Source organism: Sulfitobacter sp. 1A13353 (assembly GCF_043557255.1).
GTDB lineage: Bacteria > Pseudomonadota > Alphaproteobacteria > Rhodobacterales > Rhodobacteraceae > Sulfitobacter > Sulfitobacter faviae.
The window spans coordinates 155,747-170,095 of sequence record NZ_JBIFFS010000008.1 but is presented as its reverse complement, the minus strand read 5'-3'; the positions used below and the strand labels follow the sequence as shown (position 1 = coordinate 170,095).

17 protein-coding genes are annotated in these 14,349 nt (G+C 57.0%); 5 read left to right on the top strand and 12 right to left on the bottom strand.

The window, feature by feature from the left end; all coding sequences use genetic code 11:
- Window positions 1-91: 91 nt before the first annotated feature.
- A complete protein-coding gene (locus tag ACGYLO_RS18520) occupies window positions 92-1,234 on the top strand; it encodes an ATP-dependent Clp protease proteolytic subunit (RefSeq protein ID WP_394377136.1) in 1,143 nt (380 codons plus the stop codon).
- 6 nt (window positions 1,235-1,240) lie between these two features.
- Here the strand turns inward: ACGYLO_RS18520 and ACGYLO_RS18515 are convergent, their stop codons facing one another.
- The 9 genes from ACGYLO_RS18515 to ACGYLO_RS18475 form a co-directional block, all read right to left on the bottom strand.
- Window positions 1,241-1,726 (bottom strand): hypothetical protein, encoded by a 486-nt coding sequence (locus ACGYLO_RS18515; protein ID WP_394377135.1) that lies wholly within the window; start codon window positions 1,724-1,726, stop codon window positions 1,241-1,243.
- A gap of 113 nt (window positions 1,727-1,839) precedes the next feature.
- Window positions 1,840-2,910 (bottom strand): 3'-5' exonuclease, encoded by a 1,071-nt coding sequence (locus ACGYLO_RS18510; protein WP_394377134.1) that lies wholly within the window; start codon window positions 2,908-2,910, stop codon window positions 1,840-1,842.
- A gap of 85 nt (window positions 2,911-2,995) precedes the next feature.
- Complete coding sequence (locus ACGYLO_RS18505) at window positions 2,996-3,271, bottom strand: hypothetical protein (RefSeq protein ID WP_394377133.1); 276 nt, start codon at window positions 3,269-3,271, stop codon at window positions 2,996-2,998.
- A complete protein-coding gene (locus ACGYLO_RS18500; RefSeq protein ID WP_394377132.1) occupies window positions 3,268-3,558 on the bottom strand; it encodes a hypothetical protein in 291 nt (96 codons plus the stop codon). The genes ACGYLO_RS18505 and ACGYLO_RS18500 overlap by 4 nt, the downstream gene beginning before the upstream one ends.
- Window positions 3,559-3,570: 12 nt before the next feature.
- A complete protein-coding gene (locus tag ACGYLO_RS18495; RefSeq protein WP_394377131.1) occupies window positions 3,571-4,104 on the bottom strand; it encodes a hypothetical protein in 534 nt (177 codons plus the stop codon).
- On the bottom strand, window positions 4,101-4,565 hold the full coding sequence (gene icmT / locus ACGYLO_RS18490) for an IcmT/TraK family protein (protein ID WP_394377130.1): 465 nt from the start codon (window positions 4,563-4,565) through the stop codon (window positions 4,101-4,103). The genes ACGYLO_RS18495 and icmT overlap by 4 nt, the downstream gene beginning before the upstream one ends.
- Window positions 4,565-5,926 (bottom strand): type IV pilus twitching motility protein PilT, encoded by a 1,362-nt coding sequence (locus tag ACGYLO_RS18485; RefSeq protein WP_394377129.1) that lies wholly within the window; start codon window positions 5,924-5,926, stop codon window positions 4,565-4,567. Before ACGYLO_RS18485 ends, icmT begins: the two co-directional genes overlap by 1 nt.
- A 16-nt stretch (window positions 5,927-5,942) precedes the next feature.
- Window positions 5,943-6,899 carry a type IV secretory system conjugative DNA transfer family protein gene (locus tag ACGYLO_RS18480; RefSeq protein ID WP_394377128.1) on the bottom strand — a complete coding sequence of 319 codons (957 nt, stop codon included), beginning with the start codon at window positions 6,897-6,899 and terminating at the stop codon, window positions 5,943-5,945.
- Between the two features lie 3 nt (window positions 6,900-6,902).
- The gene (locus ACGYLO_RS18475; RefSeq protein ID WP_394377127.1) at window positions 6,903-7,388 is read right to left on the bottom strand and encodes a DotD/TraH family lipoprotein; all 486 of its coding nucleotides are present in this window, start codon (window positions 7,386-7,388) and stop codon (window positions 6,903-6,905) included.
- Window positions 7,389-7,829: 441 nt separating this feature from the next.
- Here ACGYLO_RS18475 and ACGYLO_RS18470 point away from each other — a divergent pair, with 441 nt between their 5' ends.
- The 4 genes from ACGYLO_RS18470 to ACGYLO_RS18455 all read left to right on the top strand — a co-directional run bounded on the left by ACGYLO_RS18470 (window position 7,830) and on the right by ACGYLO_RS18455 (window position 11,015).
- Window positions 7,830-9,257: a hypothetical protein gene (locus ACGYLO_RS18470; protein ID WP_394377126.1), complete on the top strand. Its 1,428-nt coding sequence runs from the start codon at window positions 7,830-7,832 to the stop codon at window positions 9,255-9,257.
- 156 nt (window positions 9,258-9,413) lie between these two features.
- The gene (locus ACGYLO_RS18465; RefSeq protein WP_394377125.1) at window positions 9,414-9,854 is read left to right on the top strand and encodes a hypothetical protein; all 441 of its coding nucleotides are present in this window, start codon (window positions 9,414-9,416) and stop codon (window positions 9,852-9,854) included.
- A gap of 17 nt (window positions 9,855-9,871) precedes the next feature.
- Window positions 9,872-10,294, top strand: coding sequence for a hypothetical protein (locus tag ACGYLO_RS18460; protein WP_394377124.1), 423 nt, complete (start codon window positions 9,872-9,874; stop codon window positions 10,292-10,294).
- Between the two features lie 4 nt (window positions 10,295-10,298).
- Entirely contained in the window at window positions 10,299-11,015 is a 717-nt protein-coding gene (locus ACGYLO_RS18455; RefSeq protein WP_394377123.1) for a hypothetical protein, read from the top strand.
- Window positions 11,016-11,025: 10 nt separating this feature from the next.
- Here ACGYLO_RS18455 and ACGYLO_RS18450 read toward each other — a convergent pair whose 3' ends face one another.
- From ACGYLO_RS18450 to ACGYLO_RS18440, 3 genes are all read right to left on the bottom strand, one after another.
- Entirely contained in the window at window positions 11,026-12,165 is a 1,140-nt protein-coding gene (locus tag ACGYLO_RS18450) for a hypothetical protein (protein WP_394377122.1), read from the bottom strand.
- Window positions 12,166-12,242: 77 nt separating this feature from the next.
- A complete protein-coding gene (locus ACGYLO_RS18445) occupies window positions 12,243-12,698 on the bottom strand; it encodes a GNAT family N-acetyltransferase (protein WP_394377121.1) in 456 nt (151 codons plus the stop codon).
- A 4-nt stretch (window positions 12,699-12,702) separates the two neighbouring features.
- Entirely contained in the window at window positions 12,703-14,223 is a 1,521-nt protein-coding gene (locus tag ACGYLO_RS18440; RefSeq protein ID WP_394377120.1) for a YqaJ viral recombinase family protein, read from the bottom strand.
- Window positions 14,224-14,349: the final 126 nt, after the last annotated feature.

Below are 14,349 nucleotides of genomic sequence, written 5' to 3'. Positions count from 1 at the left end.
CCGGCGCGGTTGGAAATCGCACGTCGTCCTTCTTTTAGCCACGGTCGCATGGTAACTCAATTTCATTGAATTGATGAATTTGGAGCTCACCATGCGGCGCATTCACCCCCTTCTGCTGTCTCTCAGCATCTGTGCCTTCGGCTTGGTTGGCGCATCGGAGGCCGCAGAGATTGATTTTGTCCCCGGCCTCTCCCCTGATCAGAAAGCAATTCTGATACGCGGTCCCATTGAGCCGGGCGATGACGACCGCTTCTATGAGATTGCCGAGCAGACCCCGCGCGCCATCGTTTATCTGGAATCGCCCGGAGGCCATGTGACCACGGGCCTGTCGATCGGCGCTGAAATCGCGATCCGAGGCTACACCACCCTGGTTCTGGAGGGGCCCGGCTGCCACTCGATCTGTGCTGTGATCTGGGTGGCCGGGGTGCGCCGCTACATGTCGCCCGAGGCTCAGATCAGCGTGCATGCCGCCTACCGCCTGCGCAGTGACGCGAATGGGGGTAGCGAGGCCTCTGAATCGGGACAAGCCAATGCCCAGATCGGCGCCTTTCTGAACGAGCTTGGCCTTAGCTATGATGCGGTGGGCTATTTCACCTTCGCGGGCCCCAGTGATGATCTTTTGCCCATCACGCCGGAGATCGCTCAGGCCCTGAGCATCGATGTCTATATCCAGAACCCCGGTGGGGCCATTACGCCTGCAGAGCGCCCGACGCCGCGGCGCATTACCCAAAACGTCTCGGATTATGCCGGACTGGTGACGCATTGTGCCGTGCTGTTTGGTGTGGAGGACAGCTTCTGGCGCGGGCAAGCACAAACTGTCCTGCGCGCAGGCCATGACATCTTCGGAGGCGAGACCTTCGTGCCGCTGTTGAGCGAGTTTTCCGACAGAACGAAAGCGGAGATCAAGGATAAGGGCGCCGTGCGCTGGTGCCTTTCCACCGAAGAAAACCTGCGACGTCAGGGGCTGCCCACGGGCATCAGCGGGCCGAGCTTTGACTGCGCAAAGGCAGCGACGCGCACCGAAAGAACGATCTGCGCAACGCCAGACCTCTGGACGGCTGACCGGGCGATGTCAGCCCTGTATTTCCACTACAAGCGGAACGCAGGTGCCTACCGCGCGCGCGACTTTCTCACCTCCCAGCGCGCCTGGTTGGGGCGACGGAATGCCTGCGGAGATAATCTGAGCTGCCTCGTGGAGAGATACTCATCAAGACTGTTTGAGTTCGGAGCCTGAGAGGAATCACTCGATAATCTGCACTTCGCAAAGGGCTGGGACAGAGATGTACTGAGGGACCCGTCCAGAGGCATTGACGAAGCCGTCGAGTGCATCGCATCGACGCGGGATGATGACCTGCTGGTTGGTGCCGCGCAATCTGCGCATCTGCCATTGGTCCGCCCGGAAGATCCCATCCGCCGCATACATTCTCTGACCGGTGGTGGCATAGGCCACCCGGTAGATAGGGTAGAGAAACCCCTGCTGGCTTGCATGGATCCCCAGATAGCGTGCGGTTGATCCTGAAGGGATCTGTGCGAAGGCGCAGCTTCCATTTCTCAGAGTTGAATCATTGCGCAGGAATTGCTGTGCGTTGACCACGCCATCCAAAGATTTGTGCAGCCCAGCTTCCTCAAAACAGACCAGGCGGTAGGGCCTATCCTGCGATATCGCAGGCGGTGCCACCGCCATGAGGGTCGCCACCATCACGCCAATCAAGCCCAGCCTCAACATCGCAACCCCCAACTCATCACATGCGAAGGCTATGACAGATGCCTCCCGATACAAAGGGAAACCCAGCACCTGAGTGCTGGGTCTTTTATATCTGGCGAGGACTGAGAGTACACTCAGAGATCAAAGGTCGGCTCAGCCTCAAGATTGCGCTGCTGAGAGGCCTCTTCCAGTGACTTGACCTCTGCCGTGCGGAAGAACTCCTTCTTGCCTGGCTTGCGGTCTGTGTAACGGCTCACAGCCGCTACATGGTAGCATGGCAGGGCAACCTCGCGCTTATAGACCTCTGTACGCATGAACTCAGCCTCCGCGGCGAGAGAAGCCTCATCGCCTGGAATCTCTTTATGCCATGCCTTGTAGCCATAGGCTTCTGATCCGTCGGCCGCCCAGCGGTAGCCGCGCTCCTTCAGCAGATCTTTGCGGTCAAAGGGGGCATTTTCGGCGATGAGGAAAATCGACGGGACATTGCCACGCTCCAGCATCTCGGCAAAAGCTGACCGGCCGTTCTCGTCTTTGCTGTTCAGAACAAAGGCCGTTGCCAGACAGTCGGAGTTGGCGCGGTGGGAGCCGTAGACCAACCCTTCAGAGAGGGCGAGCACCTCAAGGGAGCGGCCATTCTTGCCACGCATGATCCATTCGACCTGATTGGCGGTGCAGTGCCAGTCGACCTGATCAAAGCCGCAGTCCGGGAAGTTGGCTTCGCACATCTTGCGGTCGAAAGCCGCGTTATGTGCCAGCACGATCGAAACGCCCGCAACGATCTCCCTCACCTCGGCCGGATCGATGCTGTGACCCTTGACCATCTCATTGGTAATGCCGGTGAGCGCGACGACCTCATCCGGGATTGGACCCTTCTTCGGTTCATTGAACTCGTCATAGACCCTGCCCAGCGCAAGGATTCCATGTTCGTCATAGGTGAACTCGACCATGGCAAGTTCGATGACTTCGTCTGTCTTGTGATCGAGACCCGTTGTTTCAGTATCGATAACGATACCCTTTTTCGCATTCGCCAGGCGCTCGGGGTCTGTGACCGTGGGGAACTTGCCGGAATCGATGATATTCATCAGCGACAGGCCAGAAGCCCGCAGGGACTTCATCAGGATGTCCATCCCCATGGCCGAGCCCGCGAGGTTCTTGATGATACTGTCGATCTTGGCCTGACGTTCGGCCGCCTTGTCATTGGACATGAGGTCCCCTTTTCATAATGCTAGTCTGGGAGGCGGCGCCTCTCGTTTCTGCAAGACTGTGCGCAGCTTGCGAAAACGGCAAGGTTTACTGTTTCAGAATATCCGTCTCACGCACCGGCATAGCACCGGTGCGGGGGAACTCGGTGACCAGCGCCTGGTCGGCCTCAAGGGCCTCGGTCACCAACTCTTCCGGGATATCCAGGCCAAGCCGCTCGCCCTCACCGAAGAGTTCGATCTGCTTCTCAAGGATCCGGTATCCTTCCACCAGAAATGGCAGACGTGGGCGCAAGACAATATGCATCTCGCCCACGTCGGAGATCATGATCTCGACCGTCTTTTCACGCTCCCCCGCGTCGCTCATTTGTCCAAGCCTTCCCGTGTCTCATAGCGGACAGCAGGTTTCACCGGCTTGACCTCATGAACCCGTGCGGGACGTGTGGGCGCATCGCCAAGGTGCTGAGGCTTCTTCAGGTTGACGCCCTCATGAGGCACCTGCCCGTAACGGCCGCAAGTGGTGGCATAGGGATCATTGCAGTTGGGCGCTTCTGTGTAAGGCATAAGCCCCTCAAAATAGAAGCCTGCCTGCGCCGGGGCCCCTGCCCCCAAAAAGGATGCGGCGAGAGCCGCGAGGATCATCGTCTGTTTCATGGTTTTGCTCCTTCAAAGCTCTTGGATTATCGGGTCGATATGGGGTCTGATCTCCACGCATTGTGCGAGGGCATCATGCAGCCAAACCGGTGCCGCCAGGATGATCCGGTCATATTCCCTGGCGTCGCCGATCGTCTGATCTACGATATGCGAAAGCGCGCCGCGCAGATGCGCCCGGGCACTCTCGATGAAGCTCTTGGTGTTCACATCCTGGCCATAGAGACGCAGGGAGGAGCGCAAAGCTTTGGTGAGCATCGCAAGGTTCGCCATCCGCAGGCTCTCGCCGTGATGATCGATCTCGATGTCGCAGAGCGAAGACCATCCAAAGACTGCAGTCCAGGCGCTCAAAGAGCGCCCACCATCGTCAAGCACGTTGACGCGGGTTTCACCCGGGCCAATGCTGATGAAAACGACATTCTGATTGTCCTCGATGCCCTCGATGATGTCTTGGGAGAACACATCCGTGAAGATGTTGATCTTGTCGCGCACAACACGGAAGCCGTGGCCATCCTTGGCACCCGGAAAGAGGATGGGGTCATCGCTCATGCCGCGTCATCCTTTTTCAACGAGAGGCTCGCATCAGATGCGGGATCGCTTGCGGACGCTGTTGGCTTAGCGGCTTTACCCCCCAGGCCGAACTTTGCCAGAAGGCCCGTTTTGACCGGCCCCTGGGCAGCCAAATCCTCACGAGCGGCTTCATACATCAACTTGCGCATGTAGGGCACAGCCTCATAGGAGAAATCGACCGCGGTGCGTTCTTCGAACACGCCCCGGGCTGTGCGTTTCTTCCCGATGAAACGCGCCCGTATGAAGCGCACGATCGAGCTCGCTGAAATACCCTTCCGGTCAAAATACCAAAAAACCATCATCGTGAGCATGGCAATGGACAGGGTCCAGATGCGCATATGAATGAAGGTTGGCAGCAAGACGAGAACCACGCGCCCATCAAAGATCAGGAACTTTGCGGGCTTCATCGTTTCGCGCCAGAACACTGAGCGGCCGTACATCAGGTATCCTCCCGCGGGGGTGTTTCGATTGCCTTCAGGCCCGCCAGCGCGAAGGCTTCTTCGCGTGAGATAATCCCCTCCACATAAAGCGGCTTCACCACATCAAGAAGCGACTGACACATGTCTTCAGGGCCCCGGCCCTCGGCATTGCCTTTGACCTCTTCACCGAGCACGGCCGGCCAGTCGTTGACCGGCATGTTGGCAAGCTTCTCTTTGAGGCGCGGAGTGAACTTGATATATTCGCGCACCGGAACAACGCCCGGCTTATCGATGCGCTTGGCAAGATACTGAACCATGCAAAAGCGCAGGGCCGAAATCAGGTCAAAAGCACGGGCGCCGCGTTCGTTCGCTGGGAATGTCGACAGCAAGCGACGAATGGTGTCGGATACGTCGTTGGCGTGTGTCGTGGTGTAGACCAGGTGACCGGTCAGTGAGGCTTCAAGCGAGGCCGAGATGGTCTCATAGTCGCGCGCCTCGCCCACGATAATGATATTTGGCTTCCGCCGCAGGGCGGAGTGGACGCCAACAGCAAAGCTCTTGATGTGCTTGCCGACCTCAGACTGGCCGATAAGTGACGATGAGCCCGACATGCCGCTCATAACATCACGGAAGGTGTATTCGATCGGCGCCTGGATATCGACGATCTTCACCGGCTTGTCGATGTCCTGCAGATGCGAGTTGGTGACCGCGGCCAGAGTTGTCGACTTACCGGAGCCCGTACCGCCACCAACAATAACAATGCCGTTTTGCGGCTTCATGGCCCCGAGCAAGCTGCTGCCCAGCTTTGCCATATCCTGCTCTGCGTCATCCTTCTTGGCTGACACATGCCCCTCTGCGCGCTTGACCTTACCTTCTGAGCCATCGAGCTGCACCAATTTCAGATCCGGCGTTTTTGAGGGCAAGGCACGCATGGTGATCTCAACACCCTGACCGTCCCGGCCATAGATGCCTGTCGCATTCACACGGAAGCGCTGACGCGTGCCATTGACGAGGTTGAGCTCGTAGGAGAAGTCCAAAACACGCTGGCCGTTGATCTCTGTGCGCGCGTTGGCCCCTTTATAGACCTCCATCAAAACCTGATCGACCTCGGAGGGAGACCAGGGCTTGCGGGTGGCACGGTAGAGCACACCGTGAATTTCAGCACGGGGCTGTTGGTCAGATTGAATGGTAACGTCCGAAGCGCCCGAGAGAACGGCTGACATCAAGAACTCACGGAAATCTGTATCCGTGATCCGGGAAGGCTCTTCATCGAGCATGAATGCTTCAAGCCGTTCCCGGTCGAGAACAGCGGGTTTGCTGTTCTCGACGCCTTTGGAGACCCTGCGGGATGTGGCTGAAAGCCTTTGTGTGCTTTCTTCCATGATATGGTCCCCGATTTTATTTCAGGAGATCATCTGCCAGCGAAAGCGGCGGAATTTTCCCGGATTGCACGATGAGCTTGTCGCGCTCGGAGACAGTGCGGACAGACCAGCGCTTCGGATTGGTCTCAAACTCGGCATCCGAGACAACCTTGACGGTCCGCGAACCGATGCGCATCTCATCGCCGCTGCCGGTGACGCCGAAGTCCGCATCCTGCAGAACCATACGGTCCATCATGCCCATCGACACAAGACGACGGTACTGAAGCATGCCCTCGTAGTCGCGGCGCAAACGGTCCAGGCGCGAGCCGATCTCTGCATCCGCCAGGCTCACACCTGCAGACCAACCCTCTTGGAAGGAGGTTTCAAACAGATCCTTTTCCGCGGCGCTGCGCGGATAGAGCGATTTGGCGGGCTCTTCTGGCGCGCCGGGCGCGAACAGCAGGTAGTCACGCCATGTCGGCTGAACCGGACGGATCTTGCCGGGCTCGATGATGGTCAGGTATTCATCTGCAACCGAGGCTTCGCGGCCTTCTGCGTCGCTTTGGAAAGCATCGAAAGAACGCGACACGATGGGCGGCAGCACATATCCGGCCTTTACCGGCGCTTCGCTGACGACACGCGAGAAGTCGAAGACCTGGCTGAGTTGCATGGAGCGTTTCTCGAGAAGCTTCTCGATCTCCCAGCCGCGGCGGGCGTAGCCCATCTGTGAGCCGTAGCCCTGTGCTGCTTCGAGAATGGCACGGCGACGGATTTCTGTGATCTCGCTATCCTCGTCGTCCGGATCATAGAGACCGATCTTTACGTCATTGGGCGAAGCCACAGGCTCAGCGCCTACACGCAGATTATCAAGCTCACCGATCTTGGCGGGCGCAGGCGCTGCTGGCGCATGATCGGCACCGGGGTATTGCGCACAGCCTGCCAGCAAGGTGATCCCTGCGACCGACATCATGAGAAGCATTTTTGTCGCGTTCATTGCTTAGCCCCCGTAACGGAGTTCAATTTTCTTGGAACCCGGATTGAAGCCAATGTCGGCATAACCGTGAACCATGTTCCCGGCGCGGCGCACGACACCAAAGAGCGGCTCGTTGTTTGCATTGATCGAAATCATCACCTGGTTGGCAGGAGCGCGACCGGTCACGACCAGCTCATAGCCCGCACGCTGCGAGATATCTTCAAGGAAGCTCTCGACGGGGCCGTTCCAGTCGACGGTGATCGGCTGAATGGATTCAGGTGGCAAAACCACATTGGCCGGGATCTCTGCGCCGGGTGCGGCGCGGACCGGCGCTGCCGTCGCAACTTCAACTTCCGCGATGGCCGTGTTTGCATTGGACGCCTTATCGACGGCTTCAGCGATCTTTTCTTCGACTTCGACGATCTGAGGAATATCCTCGGTCTGCTGGGTTGCACAGGCGGACACGGCCGCGGCTGCCATAAGGGATAGGATGAGGGCTTTTTTTGACATCGCTGTTTTCCGCTTGCTCGTTTGAATGAGTGGTGTTCCAGACAGACACTATCAATCTAACGCGTTGCGAAAAAGCTAACCTTTTGCCCAGCGGCCCCTTTTATGTGGATAAGCGGATATAGGCTCTCCCCATGCCGCGCCCTATCGCAGATGCTGCAAACGCCCCTGACTTTGCAGCTTCTACCGGACACATAATCAATGTGGACTGATTCATAATCAGGTTTGCCAGTTTCATAATAGGCGCCTATCTTGACCGAGAGGTAAGAAATTCAGGTCCAGGGTGCCACGGTCAGACAAACAAGCGGGCGCCGTCAGGATTTGAGAAAACGAAAGAAACGGTCAGGTTCGGGATGCGGGCCGCCAAGATCGACATGTATATATGCCCTGAGAGCGATCGTTATGACGTGTCGTTTAATAAGGGAAAAGGGAAGCGAGTATCATATGAACGACGTAGCAACCGACGACATTCGCGAGATCAGCGACGTCTATATCAATGACTTCAACCGCATTGCGAAAAGCGTAGATGCGCGCTGTGAACTCACCGGTGAACAGCCCTCCATCGGCGAGCTGGAAACCCAGATTGCTTTGAGGGCTTCTATCATGAAGATCTCCTCGCTGCGCCGCGAGATGACCTCCATGCGGGCCGTTGCCTCCTACTTCCTTGAGCAGGAAGCCTGGCCGGATGGGATCGATGAACGCGACTGGATCATGTCCGCCACGATGGAGGATGCCGGTCAGCTTCATACTGCCCTGATCCGCACCGCAAGCGAATTTGTCATCCTCGGTCGTGAGGTTTCAGAACGCCTTGTCGAAACCGCAATGCGCATGAACTTCCCCGGCTCCGAAGAAGATGCCGCCCGGGCCCTTTCAGGCATGAGCCCGGAGCGCGCGCAACGCAAGACACGCGACAAGAAGTTCATGCAGCCGATCACCGATCGGGACTTCATGGAGCTCGAGTTGCATCTGACCGACCACCCACATCAGAATGCCTTGAAGACCCTCAGCATGAGGCGCACGGACAGCAAAGCCCTGCTCCGGATTTTCATGCGCACAATCCGCCTGACCGGTATCCGTCCCGTGGAGGTCTTCAATTGCCGCATTCTGGTCGGCGATGAGAAGGCAACCTACACACCGGAAATGATCAACGACATCTATGAAGCGCCCTACCTCACAGCCCTTAAGGGGATCTTGATACCAATCGATGCGCTCTCACCAGAGCCGGGCAAGTCGCTCGCGGAAATGGTGCGCGATGCCGAGGCCGCCACCGGTGTGCCGGCCATCCTTATGATCGAGGCGGCCAAGACGACCAATGCCAATCCCGATCTTTTGAGGCCCTTCCGCGCACAGATCCTGACGGGCATCGAGGATGATGACCTCGAGGTGCTTTGCCTTGCGGCCCACCTTCATCACTTCAAGATGGACAGGAAGAAGTATTCGAACCTCATCACCACCATGACGCGCAACCTCACGGCCGCGGCCAGGGTCGTGTTGCCCAACCGCAAGGACGCGCTGAACCTCTATTCATTCCGCCATGATTTCGCGACCCGTGCGCGGCGCATGCTGCAGGTGTGGGAGGTCGCAGCCCTGATGGGGCATACAGCAAAAGCATCGACCTATGCCTATGGCAAGCGTGGCACCCGGAAGACCTCCTCTACGGACGGCGTAAAAAAGGCCAAAGGTGAGGACGGAAGAGCGCGCGTGGCAGCTGGAGGTTGGATGCCCACCCATGACGCAGAGTTCGCCGAGGCAATCCGCGAAAAATGGGGCGCCTCGTCCGATGGGGCCACTCAGGTCAACCCCCGCCAGGACCTCGCCACCGCCCTTGGTATTGATCTGCCGGACGCAACCCCGTTCCCAAGTCCATCTTAAGACGAAAAAAGACATTCGTTTTCCACAGGGAAGTATATCCTACCCCTCAAGAAGACCTCATGTGTGATTGTGAAAAACCTCGATGCTGCTAGTATCTCAAGTTATGATCGCGCCAGTACAACCGGATTTTATCCAAACTGACCCCAGGAGACCCCGATGATCGGATATTACGACCCAGACAGCCTCAAGGTTGGAGAGACTGACGGCGTCATCTCCTTCATCAACGCCTCGGACGCCAATGATGTGAAGGAAGTTCAGATCAACACGCCGAAGGTTGCGAAAAACGTCGTTGCTGCCCTGAAAGACCAAATGGCCCATGGCCTCGCCGGTCTGAACGGTCGGTTCCGCAAGGTCCAGGGCACCTTCACCCGCGTACCAGGCAGCATGACCGAAGGCATTATCGTGGACGCATCGGCGGGCAAGGAAGTCCCCGTTCGCATGGGCTTTGATGTCAAACCCGGTGATGTGCCGGCGCGCGGCGTCTGTATTGCCATTGGCGAAATGGTCGACGGCGCCCTGATGGTGGACCGGCTGACCCTCGCACCGATCGCGCCGATGCCCATGCCAAACCCGGGCATGCAAACCCCCGACAGCTGAGCTGAGTTGGACAAACGATGATCTTCAAGCTGCTCAAGAATATCATTAAGCTGACATGCAAGACGGTCATCAAGTTCATTGGTTTGATCGTCGGCATGGCCCTCGGGCCTGGCCTTCTGCTTCTCATGTTTCTCTATGAGCCGCATCGTCCGCTGCCCGCTATCCTGACAGATTTGCCGCAGGATGAGCTCGAAGCCTCTCATGTCATGCAAGGACGCGTAGATCGGGTCTTTGCTCTAAATACGGACGCCAGGATCGTTCGGGAATACTTCAACGATCTTGAGTTCACCGTGACCCCTCTTGAGCGCCATGCTGTCTATAAGCGACGCCAGCTGAACTGCATCGAGCACTACACTGTCGTTTGGACCGAAGAACGCCAGCGCCTTGAAAAGATCGCCTCCCTTGTTGAGCGGAAATGCTCACCTCTCTGGAAAATTTGACCCTATGAAAATCAAGCACCTCCTTGGCGCCGGCGCCCTGTCTTTGGCTGCGCTCGCCACGACCTGGGTGGTTTGGGACCCTGTGGTGACAATCGAGATACCGCATGAGCGCATTAATGCAGCACTGGACGAACAGCTGCCGCGTCAGGAGGAGCTCTCCGGCGCCAGGGTCACCATCAATGAGGCAAGCCTATTCACAGCCGAGAACGGCCGTCTGAATGTCGAGATACTCGCTGATCTGGATCTCAGCGGTATGGCGGGTGAAATCGAGATCACCACCTCAGGTATACCCGACTACAAGGACCTCAAAATATTCTTTCTGGATCCCGTAATTGAGAACCTGGAGTACGAATTTCCTAGCATGAATGTCTCTTCTCGAAGCGAGACTGCGGGCAGCGCCAATGCGCTGGTAACCTATATGCTGCCCTCGATTACGTCAAAGGCCGTAACACGCCTGCAAAGTGCCCCGATTGCGGATCTGACCCAGGATGGATGGAAGCAGCGCGCCGCGGCCGCGGTATTATCAGGCATTAAGGTCAAGAACGATGGATTTGATGTGATGCTGCACCCCGCGCGCATCGTGCCCCATACGCTCACCAGCCGACATACGCCTGTGATTCTGAGTATCATCTTGCTCTGCGGCTTTCTCGTCTATGGATATCGCTCAACCCAAGGGTCTGCTTATGGCAAATTGCGCAAGCCGCAGAACGGTCAGGTCTGATCAAGGCCGATTATCCGTCACGTTCAAGACGAATTGTACCGCCGGTGTTGCGTGGACAGCCGCCTCTGACTTTATTGGGCCCCCAGCTGCCCTCCAACACGGGAACTGACCCACTCTCATCGAGATTGAGAACCCCTGCAGCCATGCAGAAGGCTCCGTTCCCAGAGGTTTTCCAAATCGTTCCGTTCCAGGACATCGCCCTCCCATCCAGATGTCCCAAGAAGGCATAGCGAGACCATTTACCCTCATCTTTCATCTTGATGGAGATCGTCCCTTCGACACAGCTGCCCTGTTGGTCGATATCCCAGCTGTAATCCAGCTTTTGTGACCCGGCCAAAGCATATCCCGACCATGTGCCCGTAAGGCTGGTAAACTTGTCAGGCGTGGGCGCAACACTCTCTTCCATGTCACTTTTGAGCCGCCTCAATGCAGAACGCACATTCGCGCGGTTTTCCTCGCGTAGCGTGTTGGCCTCATAAGAAAGACGCATCATTTCATAGAAAATATCGCTGGTCATACGGGCGTCGGGCCGAAAGGGCATATAACTCTTGGGCGCCAAATCACCAACCATCATGATATACCCTGAGCTTGCGTCAAACCTCACCAGATTATCTTTTTTGCTCATGCGCAGGATGTCTTCGTGCGATAGCTCAAACGGGTAGGCCCGAGCCGTGCGATAGGCCACCTTTTGAAAAGCCATCCCTTTCTCATTAAGCATATCGGCCCACATCTTGATGGATATCTCGATAGGGAGCGCCGCCAATCCAGCAACGCTATTGGCCCCTTTCATGGCCTTGATAGGTGCGGACTTAGCTAAGATGCTCATGGATACGTATTTGGACAGCTTGCCGAAGGCATCCGTGTAATTCTGTGCCTTCAGGTCATGGAGAACCTCTTCTGCGGCCATGGCCGCCCCAAAGACATTCCACCACCGGACGCCGTGATAGGTGGAAATGCGATCGAGCATATCTTCTGTGAACGCATCAAGGCCCTCGGAAGTCGTTTTGAAGCGATTGAGGTAGATGAGGATCTCTTGGCGCTCAAATGCAGAAAGCCCAGATAGAGATATCTCTCCCTTGCTGCATGCGGCGCTCAGCGGCGCGGCCAAAGGTACCGCAAGAACGGCAGCTAAAATTGCTCTGAACAACATAAAACGCCCCCTTCAATCCCGCCATAGAACGAAGTGAACCAGTATCGGTCAAGAAAAACGATGAGAGCTGGGATGTCCTATTTCAGAGACTTGGAGAACCTTGGCCCCACCACATGATACCCCTGATCATTATAGAAAGCCGCTGTGCCGGGGTGCTTTGCGGCATCCGGCGCGCCGATCTCGATGGCACTGGCACCTTCTATGGCAGCGCGATCTTCAATGTATTTCAAGAGTTTTCGGGCCACACCCCTCCGGCGCGCCTCGGGCTGTACGAATAGTTCGGTGACCTGCAGAAAGGAGCCACCAGCATAGATGGCGAAGCGCTCGTCGATGCCGATATAACCCTGCAGACCGCCCTTCTGCCCGTAAGCGATGAAGCCCCGGTAGGCGGCGTGATCCAGGGCCAGGGTCAAAACTTCGGCGACCTCATCGGTCGAGCAGACGACCTTGCCATTCATTGCAGTCCTGAGATTGCGGATCAGCATCGCTGCATCCAAAACCGTCGACCGGGAAAGCGGCAGGATCGTCGTCATGTCTTCAGGGCTCCATCATCATGTCATCATCAGCCATCTCGGCTGGATCACGCAAGAGGTCGGCGGAGCCCTGCTCGACAACTTCCTCGATGGTGTCGGACAGACGTACCGCCTCATGCTTGATCTGGCTGACTTTCTCGGCATTCTTTTTCGCACGCGACAAGGAGAACTTCTCGCCGATGCCCGCAGCCGGGGTCACATCAACGCCGATCGCTTCAAGTGCCGCAATCAAATCGTCGACATTGAGCGCTTTCTTCTGCGGCACACCACCGGCGACCGCCATGTCTGCGACGAGATCCGGAATAACCGAGGGGTCTTCGCCATGGGCCTCAAAAATCTGCTTCAGAAGGCCCTCACCCTGATCGGCGTCGAATTTGCCGTTGCTCTGCATGAAGTCCTCAATCTCAAGACCGGCGGCCGTGGCCAGCTGCCCAAGCACCTCTTCATCCCATTGGCGTTTGCGATCGAAGGAGGCAAAGCCCAGGTCGATCTTACCCTCATTGAGCGCATGAGCGTCTTTGCCAATTGCCTGAATGCGCGAGAGAAGCTCTTTTTGACGGGTGGTCAGCTCATCGCCAATGACCTTCATCACGGCGGCCTGAAGCGTCAGGTTTTCCATCAAGCTGCGCGTCTCTTCATCATCGGTGTCCAGTGTGCCAAGGCCAGGCACCTCAGGGACCACGCCTTTCATAACGAACTCGTTCCACAGCGTGTCAGCGCCAGCGATCATTTCCTCTTCGAGGTCCGGATCATAGACGATCTCATAGGTAACCAGTTTGAAGTAGCGCGGATCGAAGCATTCGATGTCCATGCCATCAAACTCGATCCCGGACTCGCGCGAGAAAATGCCGTACTGGTGGACTTGGCAGACGTAGTCAAAGGAGACCATGCCCTTCTTCTCGTATTCCTCGTTTACCGCGGCCGAAGGGCATTTGTAGTCGATGATGCGACGGCGGCCGTTCTTGTAGAGGATCAGGTCATCAGGTGTGCCCACGATCTGCGGAGCTTTTTCCCAGCGAAACCCCTTCAAGACATCAAGAGCGCCCTCATCGGACACGCAGTCATGCTCCTCAAGATACATACGCTGCAGCCAGGGCTCCGCGCGCACGCCGCGGTTCATGGCTTCATCGCCTGCCTGGGGTGCCATGATCAGCAGCTTCTCAAGGGTAAGGTTGCGGGCGTTGGAGAAACCGCCGCGCTCGCCGCGGAAGTGACGCACAACGGTGCCGATTTCCGAACCGCCAATGGCCGAGGCCCGGCGGACGTGCCACAGGACATGTTCATGTACCGATGCGATCGTCGCTTTACCTTCGCCATGCTCAAGCTCCATGCGGGTGATTGCCATTTCGACACAGCGGTTCACCCAGCGCTCTGCATGCTTGTCTTCGATGACAGGACGCTGAGGCAAAAGGTCAATCAGCGCGCTGAGGCGGCGGATGGATTCCGTGAAATTTGCCGGGGCGGGCCTTTCGGCTTCCGCAATCGCTGCAGCATCGAACCGGTTGAAGACTTTAATGTCAGGCATGTGGTTTCCAATTCCTTGAAGTGTTGTTCAGAAGATATGCGTGAATTGCGAAAAACACCACTGCCGACCTTATCCAAAAAGAAGAACCGTAATAAAATATGTTTCCCGGACAAAATCCCGGACAGA